The sequence below is a fragment of the Candidatus Amarolinea dominans genome (genome assembly GCA_016719785.1).
GTDB lineage: Bacteria > Chloroflexota > Anaerolineae > SSC4 > Amarolineaceae > Amarolinea > Amarolinea dominans.
This window is the reverse complement of sequence record JADJYJ010000025.1, coordinates 1-15,415: the sequence shown is the minus strand read 5'-3', so window position 1 is coordinate 15,415 and position 15,415 is coordinate 1. Positions and strand designations below refer to the sequence as shown.

General features: G+C 61.0%; 13 protein-coding genes. 7 read left to right on the top strand and 6 right to left on the bottom strand.

Annotation, left to right across the window (positions count from 1 at the left end):
- Nucleotides 1–22: 22 nt before the first annotated feature.
- On the bottom strand, nt 23–331 hold the full coding sequence (locus tag IPM84_20800; protein MBK9095149.1) for a hypothetical protein: 309 nt from the start codon (nt 329–331) through the stop codon (nt 23–25).
- A 199-nt stretch (nt 332–530) separates the two neighbouring features.
- Here IPM84_20800 and IPM84_20795 point away from each other — a divergent pair, with 199 nt between their 5' ends.
- The 5 genes from IPM84_20795 to IPM84_20775 all read left to right on the top strand — a co-directional run bounded on the left by IPM84_20795 (nt 531) and on the right by IPM84_20775 (nt 6,461).
- Nucleotides 531–2,069, top strand: coding sequence for an ATP-binding protein (locus IPM84_20795; protein MBK9095148.1), 1,539 nt, complete (start codon nt 531–533; stop codon nt 2,067–2,069).
- Nucleotides 2,070–2,295: 226 nt separating this feature from the next.
- Complete coding sequence (locus IPM84_20790; protein ID MBK9095147.1) at nt 2,296–3,987, top strand: peptide ABC transporter substrate-binding protein; 1,692 nt, start codon at nt 2,296–2,298, stop codon at nt 3,985–3,987.
- Complete coding sequence (locus IPM84_20785; protein MBK9095146.1) at nt 3,984–4,949, top strand: ABC transporter permease; 966 nt, start codon at nt 3,984–3,986, stop codon at nt 4,947–4,949. The genes IPM84_20790 and IPM84_20785 overlap by 4 nt, the downstream gene beginning before the upstream one ends.
- Before the next feature lie 234 nt (nt 4,950–5,183).
- Nucleotides 5,184–6,023 (top strand): ABC transporter permease, encoded by an 840-nt coding sequence (locus IPM84_20780; protein ID MBK9095145.1) that lies wholly within the window; start codon nt 5,184–5,186, stop codon nt 6,021–6,023.
- A gap of 111 nt (nt 6,024–6,134) precedes the next feature.
- Nucleotides 6,135–6,461: a DUF433 domain-containing protein gene (locus tag IPM84_20775; GenBank protein MBK9095144.1), complete on the top strand. Its 327-nt coding sequence runs from the start codon at nt 6,135–6,137 to the stop codon at nt 6,459–6,461.
- Nucleotides 6,462–7,510: 1,049 nt separating this feature from the next.
- Here the strand turns inward: IPM84_20775 and IPM84_20770 are convergent.
- Nucleotides 7,511–7,780 carry a hypothetical protein gene (locus IPM84_20770; GenBank protein ID MBK9095143.1) on the bottom strand — a complete coding sequence of 90 codons (270 nt, stop codon included), beginning with the start codon at nt 7,778–7,780 and terminating at the stop codon, nt 7,511–7,513.
- On the opposite strand from IPM84_20770, the gene IPM84_20765 reads away from it, so the two are divergent.
- Complete coding sequence (locus IPM84_20765) at nt 7,766–8,014, top strand: hypothetical protein (protein MBK9095142.1); 249 nt, start codon at nt 7,766–7,768, stop codon at nt 8,012–8,014. The two genes, IPM84_20770 and IPM84_20765, sit on opposite strands and share 15 nt — an antisense overlap.
- On the opposite strand, the gene IPM84_20760 is transcribed toward IPM84_20765, so the two are convergent.
- The 4 genes from IPM84_20760 to IPM84_20745 all read right to left on the bottom strand — a co-directional run bounded on the left by IPM84_20760 (nt 7,973) and on the right by IPM84_20745 (nt 14,713).
- Nucleotides 7,973–9,460: a right-handed parallel beta-helix repeat-containing protein gene (locus IPM84_20760; protein ID MBK9095141.1), complete on the bottom strand. Its 1,488-nt coding sequence runs from the start codon at nt 9,458–9,460 to the stop codon at nt 7,973–7,975. The genes IPM84_20765 and IPM84_20760 overlap by 42 nt on opposite strands.
- A 68-nt stretch (nt 9,461–9,528) precedes the next feature.
- Complete coding sequence (locus IPM84_20755; protein MBK9095140.1) at nt 9,529–11,646, bottom strand: hypothetical protein; 2,118 nt, start codon at nt 11,644–11,646, stop codon at nt 9,529–9,531.
- A gap of 33 nt (nt 11,647–11,679) precedes the next feature.
- Complete coding sequence (locus IPM84_20750) at nt 11,680–13,260, bottom strand: hypothetical protein (protein ID MBK9095139.1); 1,581 nt, start codon at nt 13,258–13,260, stop codon at nt 11,680–11,682.
- A gap of 571 nt (nt 13,261–13,831) precedes the next feature.
- A complete protein-coding gene (locus IPM84_20745; GenBank protein ID MBK9095138.1) occupies nt 13,832–14,713 on the bottom strand; it encodes a hypothetical protein in 882 nt (293 codons plus the stop codon).
- A gap of 245 nt (nt 14,714–14,958) precedes the next feature.
- Here IPM84_20745 and IPM84_20740 point away from each other — a divergent pair.
- Nucleotides 14,959–15,415 (top strand): hypothetical protein (locus IPM84_20740; GenBank protein ID MBK9095137.1); only part of this gene is annotated, 457 nt, incomplete at its 3' end.

The following is a 15,415-nucleotide window of genomic DNA, read 5'->3' as shown; positions in this document are numbered from 1 at the left end:
AGGGCGCCATGAACGCCGGCGCCTATTCATCAGGAGATTCCTCACAGCATGCACTGTCATGGCCTGCGCCGACCGTGCTGCACGCGCATAAACACCGCTCGCACACCAGCCAGGCGGCCGGCGCGGAATTTTGCGCGCGCATCTGCTCCCGCACCGGCGCGGCTGGCACGAGGTACCCTTCACCCCACGCCAATGCCCGGCAGCACTGATCGCACCACGCGTTCGACCGGTTCTGCGCGGCCCACCAGGCCAGGGCCGCTTGCCGCGCCAGGGCCATCTGCACGGGCAGGCCCGGCGAGAGGGCCGCATCGAATGTGGCTTGCGACATCATTGTCTTCTCCGAAGTCCGAATCAGCTGACGATCTTGCTTGCTTCTATTCTACATCCAACGGCGCACGTTCAGACTGCACACTGTCTGCACAAATACTGCAGACTTTCTCCAACCGGCACAGATGCGGCCCAAAGGACGCTTGCTACCTGCTCCACACTGGTGTATAATCTTGCCTAGCCACCACAGGAGGAGTTTCGCCATGCCACGCTGGTTCAATGTCGCCGGACCGTGCAATCCGGATATTCACTATATGCTATCTCCCCTGACGCGTATCCCCGCAGTGTGGCCCCTGATCGAACAACAGGGCTATTTTGTGATCCACGCGCCGCGCCAGACAGGGAAAACGACCGCCATGATCGCCCTGGCGCGTGCATTGACCGCGGCCGGACGCTTCGCCGCCGTTCTGCTCTCGGCCGAAGTCGGCGCCGCGTTCAACAATGACCCCGGCGCCGCGGAGCTGGCGATCCTGAACTCCTGGCAGCGAGCGGCGGCCTTCTTCCTGCCGGCCGAACTGCGCCCACCGCCCTGGCCCAGCGCTGAGCCGGGCACGCGCTTGGCGGCTGCGCTCGATGCCTGGGCCCAGGCATCGCCGCGCCCCCTGGTCATCTTCATTGACGAAATTGATGCGCTGCAGAACGAAGCGCTTGTTGCCGTTCTACGCCAGCTGCGTGAAGGCTACTTTCGCCGGCCAGAATTCTTTCCCTGGTCGCTCGCCCTGATCGGCCTGCGCGACGTGCGCGACTACAAGGTGGCTTCGGGGGGGAGTGAGCGTTTGCACACCGCCAGTCCCTTCAACATCAAGACCGATTCATTGACTCTAGAGAACTTTACCCTTCGGGACGTGGCCGCGTTGTACCAACAACATACGGATGACACGGGCCAGGTGTTCACACCCGCAGCCACGGCGCTGGTCTTTGAGCTGACGCAGGGCCAGCCCTGGCTGGTCAATGCCCTGGGGCGGCAGGCGGTGGAGATACTCGTGCCGGATCGAACGCAGCCGATCACGCCTGAGACGATTGAACAAGCGAAGGAGATTCTGATCGAACGGCAGGATACGCACCTGGACAGCCTGGCCGAGCGGCTGCGCGAGCCGCGCGTGCGTCGCATCATCGAGCCGATGATCGCCGGCCAGACGCTGGGCGATGTGCCCGAAGACGACCGCCGATTCTTGCTGGACCTTGGCCTGGTGCGCCGTGACCCGGCGGGCCGGCTGACGATTGCCAACCCGATCTACCGCGAAGTCATTCCGCGCGTGCTGACGCAGGGAACGCAAGATACGCTGCCGGGCATCGCCCCCATCTGGCTCAGGTTGGACGGCACGTTAGAGCCGGCGCTCCTGTTGGAAGCATTCCTGGCCTTCTGGCGTGAGCACGGGCAGGCGCTGCTCAAGAGCGCGCCCTACCACGAGGTCGCGCCCCACCTGGTGCTGATGGCCTTCTTGCACCGGGTGGTCAACGGCGGCGGCAGCCTGCAGCGCGAGTACGCGGTGGGCATGGGGCGACTGGACATTCTGCTGCGTTATGGCCAGGTGCGGCTGGCAATCGAACTGAAAACCTGGCGCGACGAGGAACCTGACCCGCTGACCAAGGGGCTGAGCCAGCTCGATGCCTACCTGGCTGGCTTGAGCTTGGACACCGGCTGGCTGGTCATCTTCGATCAGCGCGCCAACCAGCCGCGCATCGCCGAACGCACGACGACGACCGAAGCGATGACCGCGGCCGTCGTGATCGTGCCGTGATCCGTCACTGGCAGGTCCCCATCCGCCTCGCCCCGCGGCGTGAAACTGCATCCCCTCGATGGCCTCACCCTGCGATCCTCGCTGCCAGGTCTTCGACGGATTGGCGTTTGCTCCGTGCTGATGGCGCTGCCGCACGCGAAATCCTGTTCGGCCGCAACCTGCAGCGGCGGTAAGGAGAGTTACGTTCCTATTTCGCATTGGTCCCTCTGGAGGATGATCTTCGCCCATGACCCAACATAACCTGACCCGTCGTGAATTCCTGCGTGCGTCCCTCGCCAGCGCGGCCACCCTGCTCATCGCCGGCTGCCAACCGGTTACGGATGGCGCCTCGCGTATCAATCCAGCGCCGAGCGCGACCCCGCGACCCCGCGTCCTGCGCATCAACATGCCGCTGAATCGCGGCGATATTGGCGCCGCGGCCGATCCCGGCTGCTCCGGAGCCTACCACAGCTACTTCATCAACTCGCTGATGTTCAGCGCGCTGATCGCGCTGGACGCGCACCTGCAGCCGACGCCTGATCTGGCCGCCTCCTGGCAGATCAATGACGACGGCACGGTGTGGCGCTTCAGGTTGCGTAAGGATGTGGCGTGGAGCGATGGCACGCCCGTAACCGCGCATGATTTTGCCTGGGCGATCAAGCGCAACCTGGCGCCCACGCTCTACTGCGGCGGCCAGTACTGGCAGCTCGTGGACATCCAGGGCGCGCGCGCCTTCTACACCGGCGAGACCACCGACGCCAACCGCATCGGTGTCCGCGCCCTGGATGATCTGACGCTGGAGGTGACGCTGGAAAATCCGTCAGCCTACTTCATCAACCTGGCCTCCCTGCCCAGCTTCATGGCCCTGCCGCGCCAGGTGGTGGAAAAGGCCGGCGACCAGGCCTGGACAAAGCCGGAAAACGTGATCAGCAATGGCCCATTCCGCCTGGTGGAGTGGGTTCCTGAAAAACAGATGGTCTTCACGCCCAATCCCGGCTATCACGGCGGCGCGCCGGGCGTGGACCGCCTAGAAGTCAACATGATCCGCCAGGAAAGCACCGCGCTGAGCGCGTACGAGGCCGGTGAGCTGGACATGGTCGAGGTGCCGGTGGCCGAACTGGGCCGCGTGCGCGCCGATCCCCGCCTCAGCCAGGAGCTGCAAGCGAACGCCGAGCTGACCACCATGCATCTGCGCCTCAGCGTGCAGATCAAGCCGCTGGCCGATGTGCGCATGCGCCACGCGTTCGCCCTGGCCATTGATCGCGAAACCCTGTGCAACAAGGTGCTGCCAGGTATCGGCCAGCCGGCCTACCAGTTCCTGCCGCCCAACATGCTCGGTCATGACGGGCAGACCGGCCGCGAACTGGCGTTCGATCCGGCCCGCGCCCGCGCACTCCTGGCCGCGGCCGGCTATGCGAGCGGCAAAGAGGTGCCGTTGGTCTACTGGCAGTACGAGCAGAATGAGACTTACCAGACGCTGTTCGAGGCGCTGCAGGCGATGATCCTGGAGAACCTGGGCGTGCGCACTGAGCTGGCGCCGACCGAGGCAGGCGCACGGCAGGCCTGGCGCACCCAGCGCCCGCTGCGGCCTCATTTCTACCGCCAACTGTGGGGCGCGGACTATCCCGATGCGCATAACTTCATGACCGTGCTCTACACCACGCCCCCGCCGCAGGCCGACCTCTGGAAAACGGCGCCGGAGTTGATCTACAGCAATCGCACGTTCGATGACCTGGTACGCCAGGCATCAAGAGAACTCGACCCTGTCAAGCGTGCCGCGCTTTATCAGCAGTGCGAGCGCATCTTGGTGCTGGACGACCCCGCGATCATTCCGCTGTATTACGTCATGCGCCACCGGCTGATCAAGCCGGCCGTGCAAGGTCTGATCATCAACGGCATGGGCGCGCCGGCATTTCGACAGGTACGGCTGGTCTCATGAGCGGCCAACCCCCGCGCCCCACCTGGCGGCATTGGTTGCACCGGCTCGGGCAGTCGCTGCTGACGCTGCTGCTCCTCTCCGTGCTCACCTTTGCCGTGGCGCACGCGACGCCGGGCGGGCCATTTGGCCTGGATGACCCCGATCAGACCGCGCGCGTGCCGCTGGAGATGCGCCAGCGCTACCGGCAGCTCTACGGCCTGGATCAGCCCATCGCCGTGCAGTATCTGCGCTGGCTTGGCCGCGTTCTGCAGGGCGATTTCGGCATGTCCTACACCTACCGCAACGAAACCGTGCAGCAGGTGCTGGCGCGCACGCTGCCGGTTTCCGCGCCGATCGGCCTGGCCGCGGCCGTACTGGCGCTCGGCGCGGGCGTGCCGCTTGGCATCGCCGCGGCCGCGCGCCGCGGCGCCTGGCCGGATCAAATGGCGCGCCTGCTGGCGGTGGCCGGGTCAGCTATTCCGATCTATGTCCTGGCGACGCTGTGCGTGGTGATCTTCGCCGTGCGTCTGCACTGGCTGCCGCTAACCGGCTGGGGCGCGCCGAGCCGCGCCATCTTGCCTATCTGCGTGCTGGCCCTGGGGCCGCTGGGAGTGGTGATCCGTTTTACGCGGGCCGAAACCCTGGAGGTGCTGGCCGCGGACTACATCCGCACCGCGCGGGCCAAGGGCCTGCCGTCGCAGCATGTGCTGGGCCGCCACGTTCTGCGCAACGCGCTGCTGCCGGCCCTGACCCTGGCCGGCCCGCTGCTGGCGCATCTGCTGACCGGCTCGTTTTTTGTCGAAACCATCTTCAACATCCCCGGCGTGGGCGCGGCCTTTGTCTACGCCGCGGCCGACCGTGACTACCCGCTGATCATGGCCGGCGCGCTGCTGGCGGGCGGCCTGGTCATTCTGCTCAACCTGCTGGTGGATGTGGCCTACGGCCTGCTCGACCCGCGCCTGCGCCTCACGCCGACCGATTAGGTCGGCGCAAGCGAGAGAGCGATTGAAATCGCGCCTAATGGGCGTTCCGCCGGGCGTGTATCTGCGTGGACGCAATATCGGCCGCCGCAAGCGAGAGCGATTGAAATCGCGCCTAATGGGCGTTCCGCCGGGCGTCCACCTGCGTGGACGCGATATCGGTCGGCGGCGGCCGACCTTGCGGCGGAACGCCCATTCGCCCCGAATTCATTCGGCGGCACGCGGAGAAATGGACGCATGAGAATCCTTTGGCGCAGCATCACCCGACGCTTGTGGCATGATCGGGCGGGCCTGTCCAGCCTGATCTTCCTCGTTGTCCTGACAACCGTTGCCCTGCTTGCGCCCTGGCTTGCGCCCTTTGATCCGCTCGACGTTGATTTCGATCATGTGCGGCAGCCGCCCGATGCGCAACACTGGTTGGGCACCGACAAGCAGGGCCGCGACGTGCTGAGCCGCCTGCTCTTTGGCGCACGCCTCTCGTTGGCCGTCGGTTTCGTCAGCCAGGCGCCCATCCTGCTCATCGGAGTCAGCGCCGGCTGCCTGGCTGGCTACAGAGGCGGTCGTAGCGCCGGCCTGATCATGCGCGTGGTGGATGTCTTCTACGCCTTTCCCACCACCCTCCTGCTGATCGCGCTCATGGCTATCCTGGGCCGCGGGTTCGGCAGCCTGCTCATCGCCCTGACCATCACCTCCTGGGCCGGCGCCGCGCGCCTCGTGCGCGGCCAGGTCTTGCGCCTCAAACAGGCGGAGTTCATCACGGCCGCGGTCAGCCTGGGCGCCGCGGATTGGCACATCCTCTGGCGTCACATCCTGCCCAACCTGTCGGGCATTCTCCTGGTGATGCTCTCGCTGGGCATTCCGGGCGCCATCGTGGCCGAGGCCGGCCTCAGCTTCCTGGGCATCGGCCTGCTGCCCCCCGCGCCGAGCTGGGGCCTGATGCTCAGCGACGGCTTCAGCGTCGTGCGCAGCAGCCCGCACCTCGCCTGGGCGCCCGCCATCGCCATCGGCCTCACCATGCTGGCCCTCTACACCCTGGGCGACAGCCTGGCTGACGCACTCGATCCGAGGGCAAACTGACCCGATTTGCAGACCCCCAAAATTCATACCAATTTGGAACCATCTTGATCGTTCTTGTCCAGACTGCTATACTCTCGCGCAGAGGCAAAACATAAGCAAAGGAGAGATGCCATGTTGACAATTCAACTTGAATCCGAGCTCCTGGCATTGCCAATGCCGGATAAATTGCATTTGCTGCAGGTCTTGGTCGCTGATCTGACTCACACCTGGCCGGGAATCGAGAAGAGTTCTGACATCGCCGGTGGCGCCGCCTGTATTATCCGCACGCGCATCCCGGTCTGGTCGCTTGCAGGCTACCGCCGCTTGGGATGGTCGGAGGAACGCATTCTCAGCAACTTTCCAACCTTGCGACCGGCCGATTTGCGTAACGCCTGGGCCTATGTGGCGGCACACCCCGGTGAAATCGAACAGGCTATCCGTGAAAATGAAGAGGCCTGATGCAGGTCAGGCGCAGAGAATTGATCAAGCGATTGCTGCGGCCTTACCTCTAATTGGCAAACTGATTCGCGTCAACCGCCCGCCTTGGAAATAGTTTCGTTGGCCTACGGCTGCACGATGGCGCCAAATTTCTGGGAACGGAGAGGCCGAAAACAGCAGGTGGTTGGATTCGCCGGGTAGCTGGCGTGTGCCGCCAATGTACAAGCGTGACGAAACGGTCGTAGCGGGCCGCCCGCAGCTTGACTTGGGTCACTCTGCCGGCCGGTTTGACAGCCCGGGGGACTGTGCGCAGCCGAGGGACCGGGCGGCGCACGATTGATGGGAGTTGGCAGATGCCAAGGAAACGGCAACCGCTCACGGCGCTAAGCCTCGCTTCCCCACGTGTCAGGGCCGGAACGGTTGTCGTTGGTGTGATGGCGATCACCAGGTAGATCGAATGTTAGCCCTGCACCTCCGGCCGCAGCGGCGGGAAGGGCGCAGACTGACCGAACTGACTGGCCACGCGCAGGATATCCACGATGTTCACGCCGCCGTTGCCACCGGCCGCCAGTCCGCCTCGATGCCGAAAGGGTTTGGATCACGAAGCCACGAAGGCGCACGAAGAACGCGAAGCACGAAGGGGTTCCTGCGGTGACAAGATTGAGCATACATGGTGGAGCCTTCCTTCGCGTTCTTCGCGCTTCGTGCCCTTCGCGTCGCTTCGCGCCTTCGTGATCCAGTGTCCCTTCGCGCCTTCGTGATCCAGCGACTCCGTCGACTGCCCCATTGACCTCCCGAGGGACTGTGCGCAGCCGAGGGACCGGGCTGCGCACGAGTGATGGAAGTTGGCGGATGCAAAAAGATCGGCAACCGCTCACGGCGCTAAGCCTCGCTTCCCCACGTGTCAGGGCCGGAACGGTTGCCGTTGGTAACTTTGCCAACGTGGCCTCGTGCCAACTATCTCTGCGACTGGCTTCGCTTGCGCAGAGACTATCGGCAGGTTGCCACATCAACGATTCTTACGCGATTGGTATCGCTTCATCCTTTCCACTAACCAGCGATACAGATCGTTATTGTGCTACAGGGCCAAAATGCCCCACCACCAGCATGATGTCGCCAATATCGACGATGCTGTTGTGGTTGAAGTCGTACAATAACAAAGCAGTGGCATCTGTGGCGCCCCATTCGCCAGCAATGACAACGACATCCAAAACATCCACGACACCGTTACCGTCCAGATCGAAATCTGGCGTGGTTACCGGCTCGGCGCGGAATGGATAATAGTTTACGATACTGAAGGAGGAGTCATCGAAGAAGTGCCAGACATGCTCCTCGATCACGTTCGAATCGGTCGTACCCCAGTAGTTATTCTGGGCATTGACGTCAAAGCCGACGTGGTTACCGTTGAAGATGTCGTTGAGGAGGGAGGGGCTGCCGGCGGAGTTGCCGTAGATATCGTTGTCGTTGATATTGGGGCGGCAGCCGTTACCCAGGTAGAGGCCGCCGCCGTTATGGTTTTGGGCCGCTTGTTGTTAGTGATGTCGTTGCCGGTGACAGCGCCGCTGCAACCGTAGGGGGAATAGTAACCTGAGTAGATCGCGCCGCCGGCGGGGGCGGAGTTGCCGATGATGGCATTGTTGAGAATGGCGACGGAGCCTGAAACATAAATGCCGCCGCCTTGCGTCGGCTGAGTTGTTGGCAATGGTGTTGTTGCTGATCTGGCCGCCGCTATTGTTGAGTGTAGCCCAGATGCCACCCCCATACAATCCGGCTGTATTGTTGGTGATGCTGTTGTCGCGGATATCGCCGTTTGAATCGAAGTGAATTCCTGCGCCGTAATATGGTGTACTATTACCGGTCACCGTATTGCCAACGACATCCCCGGTGCTACCACCACGATAGATACCGCAATCCGTGTTGTTGGTAACCGTGTTGGCGGAGATGTTGCCCGTTCCAAAGGCGTAGATGCCGGGTCCGGAGTTGCCGTTGACGTGGTTGTTGTCAATGGTGAACGCGCTGCCGGAAAAGGAGATTCCTCCCTGGCTGTTGTTGTTGACGGTGTTGTTGCTGATGGTACTGACTGCACCACTGACCGAAATACCACGGTATCCATTGCTGGTGACGATATTGTCGTGCAGGGCAGGCGTGCCATAGAGCGCATCGATGCCGGTGTACGTATTGCCTTGCACCGTATTGGCTTTGATGGTGGTGGCGCCCGTGCTATCGACGTAGATGCCCTTGGCGGAAGTTGATCCAGGGATACCGTTGTTGAGCACCTGGTTGTTGAAGAGGTACGGTATGCCGTTGCTCCAGGCGTGGATGCCGTCCGTTCTGCTCAGGCGGATCGTATTGTGGTCAATGTACGGTGAAGAAGCCTCGATGCGAACTGCGCCATTGTCGTTGATGCTGGCCCCGCCCGCATACTCCACGGTGGCATACTGCAAGATCGAGCCGCTCACGTAGTTGCCATTGGCATCCACGGTGGCGTCTGTGCTCGAATCGGCAAAATGGATGTAGCCCCAGTCCCCCTTGCCCGGGCTCGCGGCGTTCGACGTGAACACGATTGGATTGCCGTCTACCCCTCGGGCCACCAACGTCCCCTGCACCGTCAATGCCTTCAGACTCGTCACCTCCACCCGCGTCCCAGGCGCGATCGTCAACGTCGCACTTGACATCACAATGACGCTGCCCGTCATGATGTAAGGATTGCAGGTCGCGGGACTCCAGGTCACGTTGGCGCCAATGAAACCGGACACCGAGCAGGGGTCCTCTGGTTCAAGTGGCATGGTGTCCGTGATCATCACAGGGCCTTCGATAACTTGTACTGGGCCATTGGGGTCTCCTGGCTCAGCCGGTTCGGCGCTAACTGTTACCGGGCCAGCCAAGGCCCCGGCAAGTGCGATAACGACTGCGAGAGCGAGTATGTTGAACCATGTGCCAAACAATCTCTTTCTGACTATGGGCCACGTGTTCGCTTGTCCAGCCATGCCGGACGATAAGACGGTCGCTAACGGTTGCATATTTCCCTCCCTTGTTCTGGGGTATCATTGTCCGCAGACAATCGAAAACCATGATGTCAATGCCTACCCTATCTCAGTTTCAATTCATCCACCCAGACGCTGAAATCAGGATAGTTCCCACTCGATTGGTTAGTGGTCAAGGCCTTGATGCAGACACCCTTGATCGAGTGCAGGTTCAAGACGCCATCGTAGCGCGTTTCCCGACTCGGTACGATGAAGTCGTTGGGGTGATCCCACGGATCGCCCTGACCGCTCCCCGAAAGACCGATACTCAGGGGAGTGCTCCAGGAACTCGTGCGATTGAACCACCGGCTCGACTGCCATTTTTCCCCATCGTTTCTCTCGACAGCGGCATCCCACTCGATGAGCATGATCGAGAATTCGCCCCCATACGGCGGAGCATTGACGCCATCTCCACGGACGCTGATGTCCAGGTGATGATAGGGGCTGAAATCGAGAGGCCCATTCAGGAAATTGGTGCATACTTGCGCGTAACGGTCATCGGCGGTTGGGACGTGCGCCTCGATTCTCATGGAGCGAGTACTGCCGGGCACGGGGGCATGGGTGCTGGCATCGCTGAAGATCACAACCTGACCGGAACTGGCAGATCTCCAGATGATACGCAGAATGTCATCATCCAGATATTCAAAGTGATCTATCACCGGGAGCGCAGGCAACGGCGGCGGGGCAACGACATTGGTTGATGCTTGAAGCTGATCAATCCAGGCCACCTGGCGCGGGTAGTGGGCACAGTCGGTATCCGTGGTGCGCGAACGGACGACGATCGCCTGCACCTGGTCGAGGTCGAGCACGCCATTGTGAACCGTCTCCCACTCGGGAATCACAAAGTCGGCCGGATGGTACCATGGCTCGCGATCGGCCGTGGACGCAGTCAAGGAAATTTTCGCCCAATCCCAGCGGTTGTATGTGCTGGGTGCATTGGACCCACTCGTGCGATCCAGCCAGCGCGTGGCCTGCCACTTCTCGCCATCTTTGTCAATCAAGATCACCGAGAATTCGCCGCCATAGGGGGAAGCATTGACTTGATCACCCCGAATCCGTAGATTGAGCGAACGGTAGCCACGCAGGTCATACGGCCCGCCCAGCAGGTAGTTGCTGGCCGTGGCCAGGCCGCCGCTGGCGCATGGAATGTTACTCTCGATCTTCAGGGAACGCGTCGAGTTGGCAACAGGCGCGCGTTGCGTGGGATCTATCGTCAAAGTCAGGGTACCCGTCAAGTCCGGGTTGCGTTTCCACACGAAGCGAGCGTTGTCGCTGTTGGCATATTCAACGGCGTCGAGAACAGGCAATGTCGGGGCAGGAATGACCGATACCGGGTCAGGGGATGCCGTTGCCTCGTCCACCCAAATCATGATGTCGGGGTATTGACTGGGATTGCGCGCGGTGAGGGTCTTGATCCAGATGCCGCGCAGGGCGTTTAGATTCAATTGACCATTCTGAACGGTCTCCCAGGTTGGTACGACGAAATCGGTCGGGTGGCGCCAGGGGTTACGATCGTTGCCGGCTGTCAACGAAATTCGGGCGCGGATCCAGCCATTGGGCTGCTCAGGCATGAAACGGCGGTCCAGGAATCGGCTCGACTGCCAGATTTCACGACTCTGTGAGCGCGAGTCAATCAGGGCAATCGAGAACTCGCTTCCGGCCGGTTCGCCTCTTAGCCCGTCGGCGCGCACCCAGATTTCCAGGCTGTGATACTGGCTCCAATCACGATGACCCTCGCAAAAGTAACCAACCAACTGGGCGTAGCGAGGATCGTCGTCCGGCACATGGCTCTGAATACGGGTAGACCATGAATTGCCCGTCACCGGGGCATAGACTGCGCTGTCGGCCGTCAACGCCATGCTGCCCGAACTTTGCACCAGCCAGGTGCGCTGCGCGCTGGCGCCATCCACATAGTTGAAGTGGTCAATCAGTGGTGCGGTGAGATTAGGGTAGGTCAGCGCGGGAGGCGGGTCAGAGGCTCCGAACCAATGGTGGAAAACCTGGCCGGCCGGCTTACCGTAGAAGGCGTAGTCGGTGTTGCCAACGCCGCCGGTGATGCCTGTGCATCCCGCGCGTGGCTCGAACTGCCAGGCAAAAATGCCGCCAGCCAGGGTTGTCGCCCCAAACGGAAGAGCGCCTCGTACTGATTGGCCTGCCCGGCGCTGTTGTGGGCGATGGAACATGCGGGGTAGTTTGGCCCGCCCGCATTACAGCCATTAGGGGCCTTCACCCCGCCACGATTCCACGCCGGCGAAGTCAATGCTGCGATAACCAATCTCCGCAAAAATGATCGGTTTGCCATGCCGGGCGTACCACTGTTCCAGGAATCCTTTGTACTGCGAACTCAACCAGGCGTGCACCGCATCATCCACGACCGGTGTCCGCACCTGTGACACGCCAAAGTATACCGTCAATGCGGCATAATCTAAGCTCTGCCAGAAGTGGACGGATAAATCGCTGTCCCTGATCTTGCCTTCGGTCGCAGCGTAGGTGAGTTTGCCATGATACACGGCCCGGACATCGGCAATGATGTCCTCCCATTCATCCTCGTAGGTCGCCGCGGTCATCGAGTCGAGCTCGGCTCCCAGGCAGTAGAGTTCCACATGATGGGCTTCTGCCAGGCGCGCATAGTGCAGGATGAAATCGTTCTCGAAGTGCTGAAACCATGCGGCCGGATCAGTTGGGTTGAAGTTGGCGCGCCAGCCGGTCAGGGGGTCAATGTGCGGTTTCAGCATGACCTTCAGCCCTTTGCTGTGCGCGTAGTCAATCAGCGCGGCCAGTTGACCATCACTTGGCGTAGCGTGCGGGTCGGCATACATCACGGTGTCTGTCAACGTATCCTGGAACCAGGTCGTGACGACGGCCATCGTGTCTACGCCCACACTGGCCAGGTAGTCTACCGTCTGATAGGCATTGCCGGCTGGATCATAGGCATTGACCCAATACCCAGCCACACTGGCGCCGCGATACTCCCAAGTAACGAGGGGGAGCGTCGCAGGTGTCCTGATAGAAGGCAGGTATTGACGCAAGGTGGGTGGGGTTGGCGTAGTCAACCTGACGTCGTCCATTTGCACAGTGACAATTCCGCCAGGAATCGGCGTACCGGCTTCGGACTTGATCTCGATGCCGATCTTCAACGCTGGATTGGCCCAGAAGCCGTTCGTCCACGTATTCTCACCAACCAGTCTGACCCATTGACCGGGTTCCAGGTCAATCGTAGGCCGGCTGGCATGCCAGGTCCAGTTGTGGGCAGACGTATCCTGCACGAAAAACTCAGCTTCCAGGTTGTCAGGCGCGCCAGGCGGCAGATAGAGCCAGGTTGAGAACCGGGTGTTCGGAGGAATCGCTGAAGATAACGGGCATCCGCGTTCCGTCGAATACTCCACCTGCCCCTTGTGATCATTGGCGGTTTGGAAATTGACCTGGAACTGGAACGAGTGGGTAGGGCTACACGTGGGACAGGTGCCGGTGACTGCGCGCTCGCTGCCAGAAATGCCAAACGACGTCCCGTTCAGGCTGCGGATACGCCAACACTGCGTACCGGTTTCGAAGTCGAAATCGTGCAGGCTGGTTCGTTCGGAAATGACAATGTCATCCACCTGAATGGGGATGACGCCAGGCGGGATTGCCGTACCAGGCGTGGGTTTGATCTCGATGCCGAACTTGAGCACAGGATTGAACCAGGCGTTACTCGTCCACGACCCTTCCCCGATTAACCTCACCCATTGACCGGGCTGCAAAGCCACCGTTGGCCGGCTGGCGTGCCAGGCCCAGTTATGCGCATCCGTGTCTTGCACCCAGAACTCCGCCTCCAGATTTCCAGGTCCGTCCTGTTCCAGGTAAATCCAGGTCGAGAATTCTGCTCTCGCGGGAATTGATCGTGTAATCGAACATCCGCGTTCAGACGAATACTCGATCTGCCCTTTGTGCTCGTTGGCAACCTGAAAGTTAACCTGGAATTGAAGCGATTTTGTGCCCGAACAACCAGGGCAGGTGCCGTTCACTACCTGTTCACTGCCTGGTATCCCAAATGGGATGCCGTTGAGGGTTCGGATCGCCCAGCACTGATTCGTTGACTCGAAGTCGAATTGATAGACGACAGCATCGGGAGCGCTGAAATCATCGCCCTGAACCGATGCACTCTCTGCCGACAACGTTGTTGCACACATGCCTCCCCATAAGATAAGGATGCACGATATACCAGCGAAAAGGACTTTTTTCATCGCCCATTTGCTCCTCTCAAAACACTTCGTATTATGCAGTTATTTCCAGATACGAATATCATCCACGCGAACCATGAATTGCTGATCGGAAATGGATCCTGTCGGCTTGATCTCGAGGCCAATCTTGAGTACAGGATTGGTCCAATTACCCGCTGCCCATGTCCCTTTGACCTGTGTCCATTTGCCGGGGGTCAAACGCGACCGGCGTCTGGCTGGAGTACCAGGCCCAATTGTGTTGCTTGGTGTCCTGGACGAAGAATTCTGCCTGCAAACCCCCAGGTGCATTGTCAGCCAGGTATACCCAGGCTGTGAACGTCGCCGTGGCGGGAATCAGACTTGGCACAGTGCAGCCGTGCTCTGTCGAGAGTTCAATGTGTGCCTTGTTCTGGGTTGCCGTTTTGAGATTAACCTGGAACTCGAGCGCATTGGATTGGGTGCAAGTGGGGCAGGTCATGATAGTCTGTCTTTCGCTGCCAGCAACTCCAAATGGCACGCCATCGAGCCAGCGGATTTGCCAGCATTGGGTGCCGCTTTCGAAGTCGAAACTGTAGATGGGCGTTGGCGTCGGTGTCGCCGTTGGCGTTGGTGTCGCCGTTGGCGTTGGCGTTGGTGTCGCCGTTGGCGTTGGTGTTGGCGTTGGTGTTGGGCATAGGAAAGGAATCCCAAATGCCTGGTCAGTGATAAAGGGCTCAGGGGAAACGAATATGAAGCATGCGACCAAACCGATCGTACCTAAAACGAATGATAAGGTCCTTCGTAATTTAGCCAACGAGTTAGTTGGCAGAGGTGATGCGGAAGGGTTGCTAGAATGGGCACTACCCTGATCTCGACCGTTGCGACCTTCGGAGGGTTGCCCCTTGCCGGAGGAATACAAAATCCAAGCTATGACAAGCAGCACGCCGGAGGTCATGCCGGCCAGTCGAGGCACGCATGGACGGTTAATCAACAGTGAGATAACGCTGATTGCTATGGGCAGAAACGCCCACGGATCAGTTCTTCGTTTCTGGTCATCATGTTGTGTAGACATAGTATACCTTCACCTTCACTTCTCAAGAGACCGCCCGCCCGCCCCGCTGTCACCAATCATCCTCTGCATGTACGCCGCACCCCAGTATACCTCCTACGCCCATTTGGACTGCACAAAGACTGCACTCTTTCTGCACGCATACAGCCAAACGCCGCGGGCGTGGTTTGACGGCGAGTGCAATCTGCCCTTATAATGAACGCACGATTCTCTATCTCCATTGCCGCATTGCTGAGGAGCGTCTGCCTATGCGTATGCCTTCTTCTCTTGAAACCGGCAGCGGCCAGGCGTGGCTGACGCTCGTCAAGCAGGCGCTGCACGCGTACCACGACGACCCTGGGCTGCTGGCACTGACGCGCCTGGCCGATTGGCGCCTGGTGCAGGTAGCCCAACAGCGCCCTCCCGGCGCCTCGCTGCCCGACGCGGTGCGCGCGGTGCTGACTGACGGCCTGCAGCGGCTGCAGGCCAGCGACGCGCTCGGCGCCGCGGGGCTGCGCCGCCACTACGTAGATCGCGAGCCGATGGCGCAGCTCGCCCTGGACCGTCATTTCTCCGAACGTTCGCTCTTCAAACATCAACAGGCCCGGCCTGGCCTGCTGAGCCAACTCCTCTGGCGAGGCCGAGGATATGCGCGCAGCGCGTGGCTCGCCTCAGCGCACGGCAGCAGCAGGCCCTCAACGAGTTGCCAACGCCTACGTTCTCGCG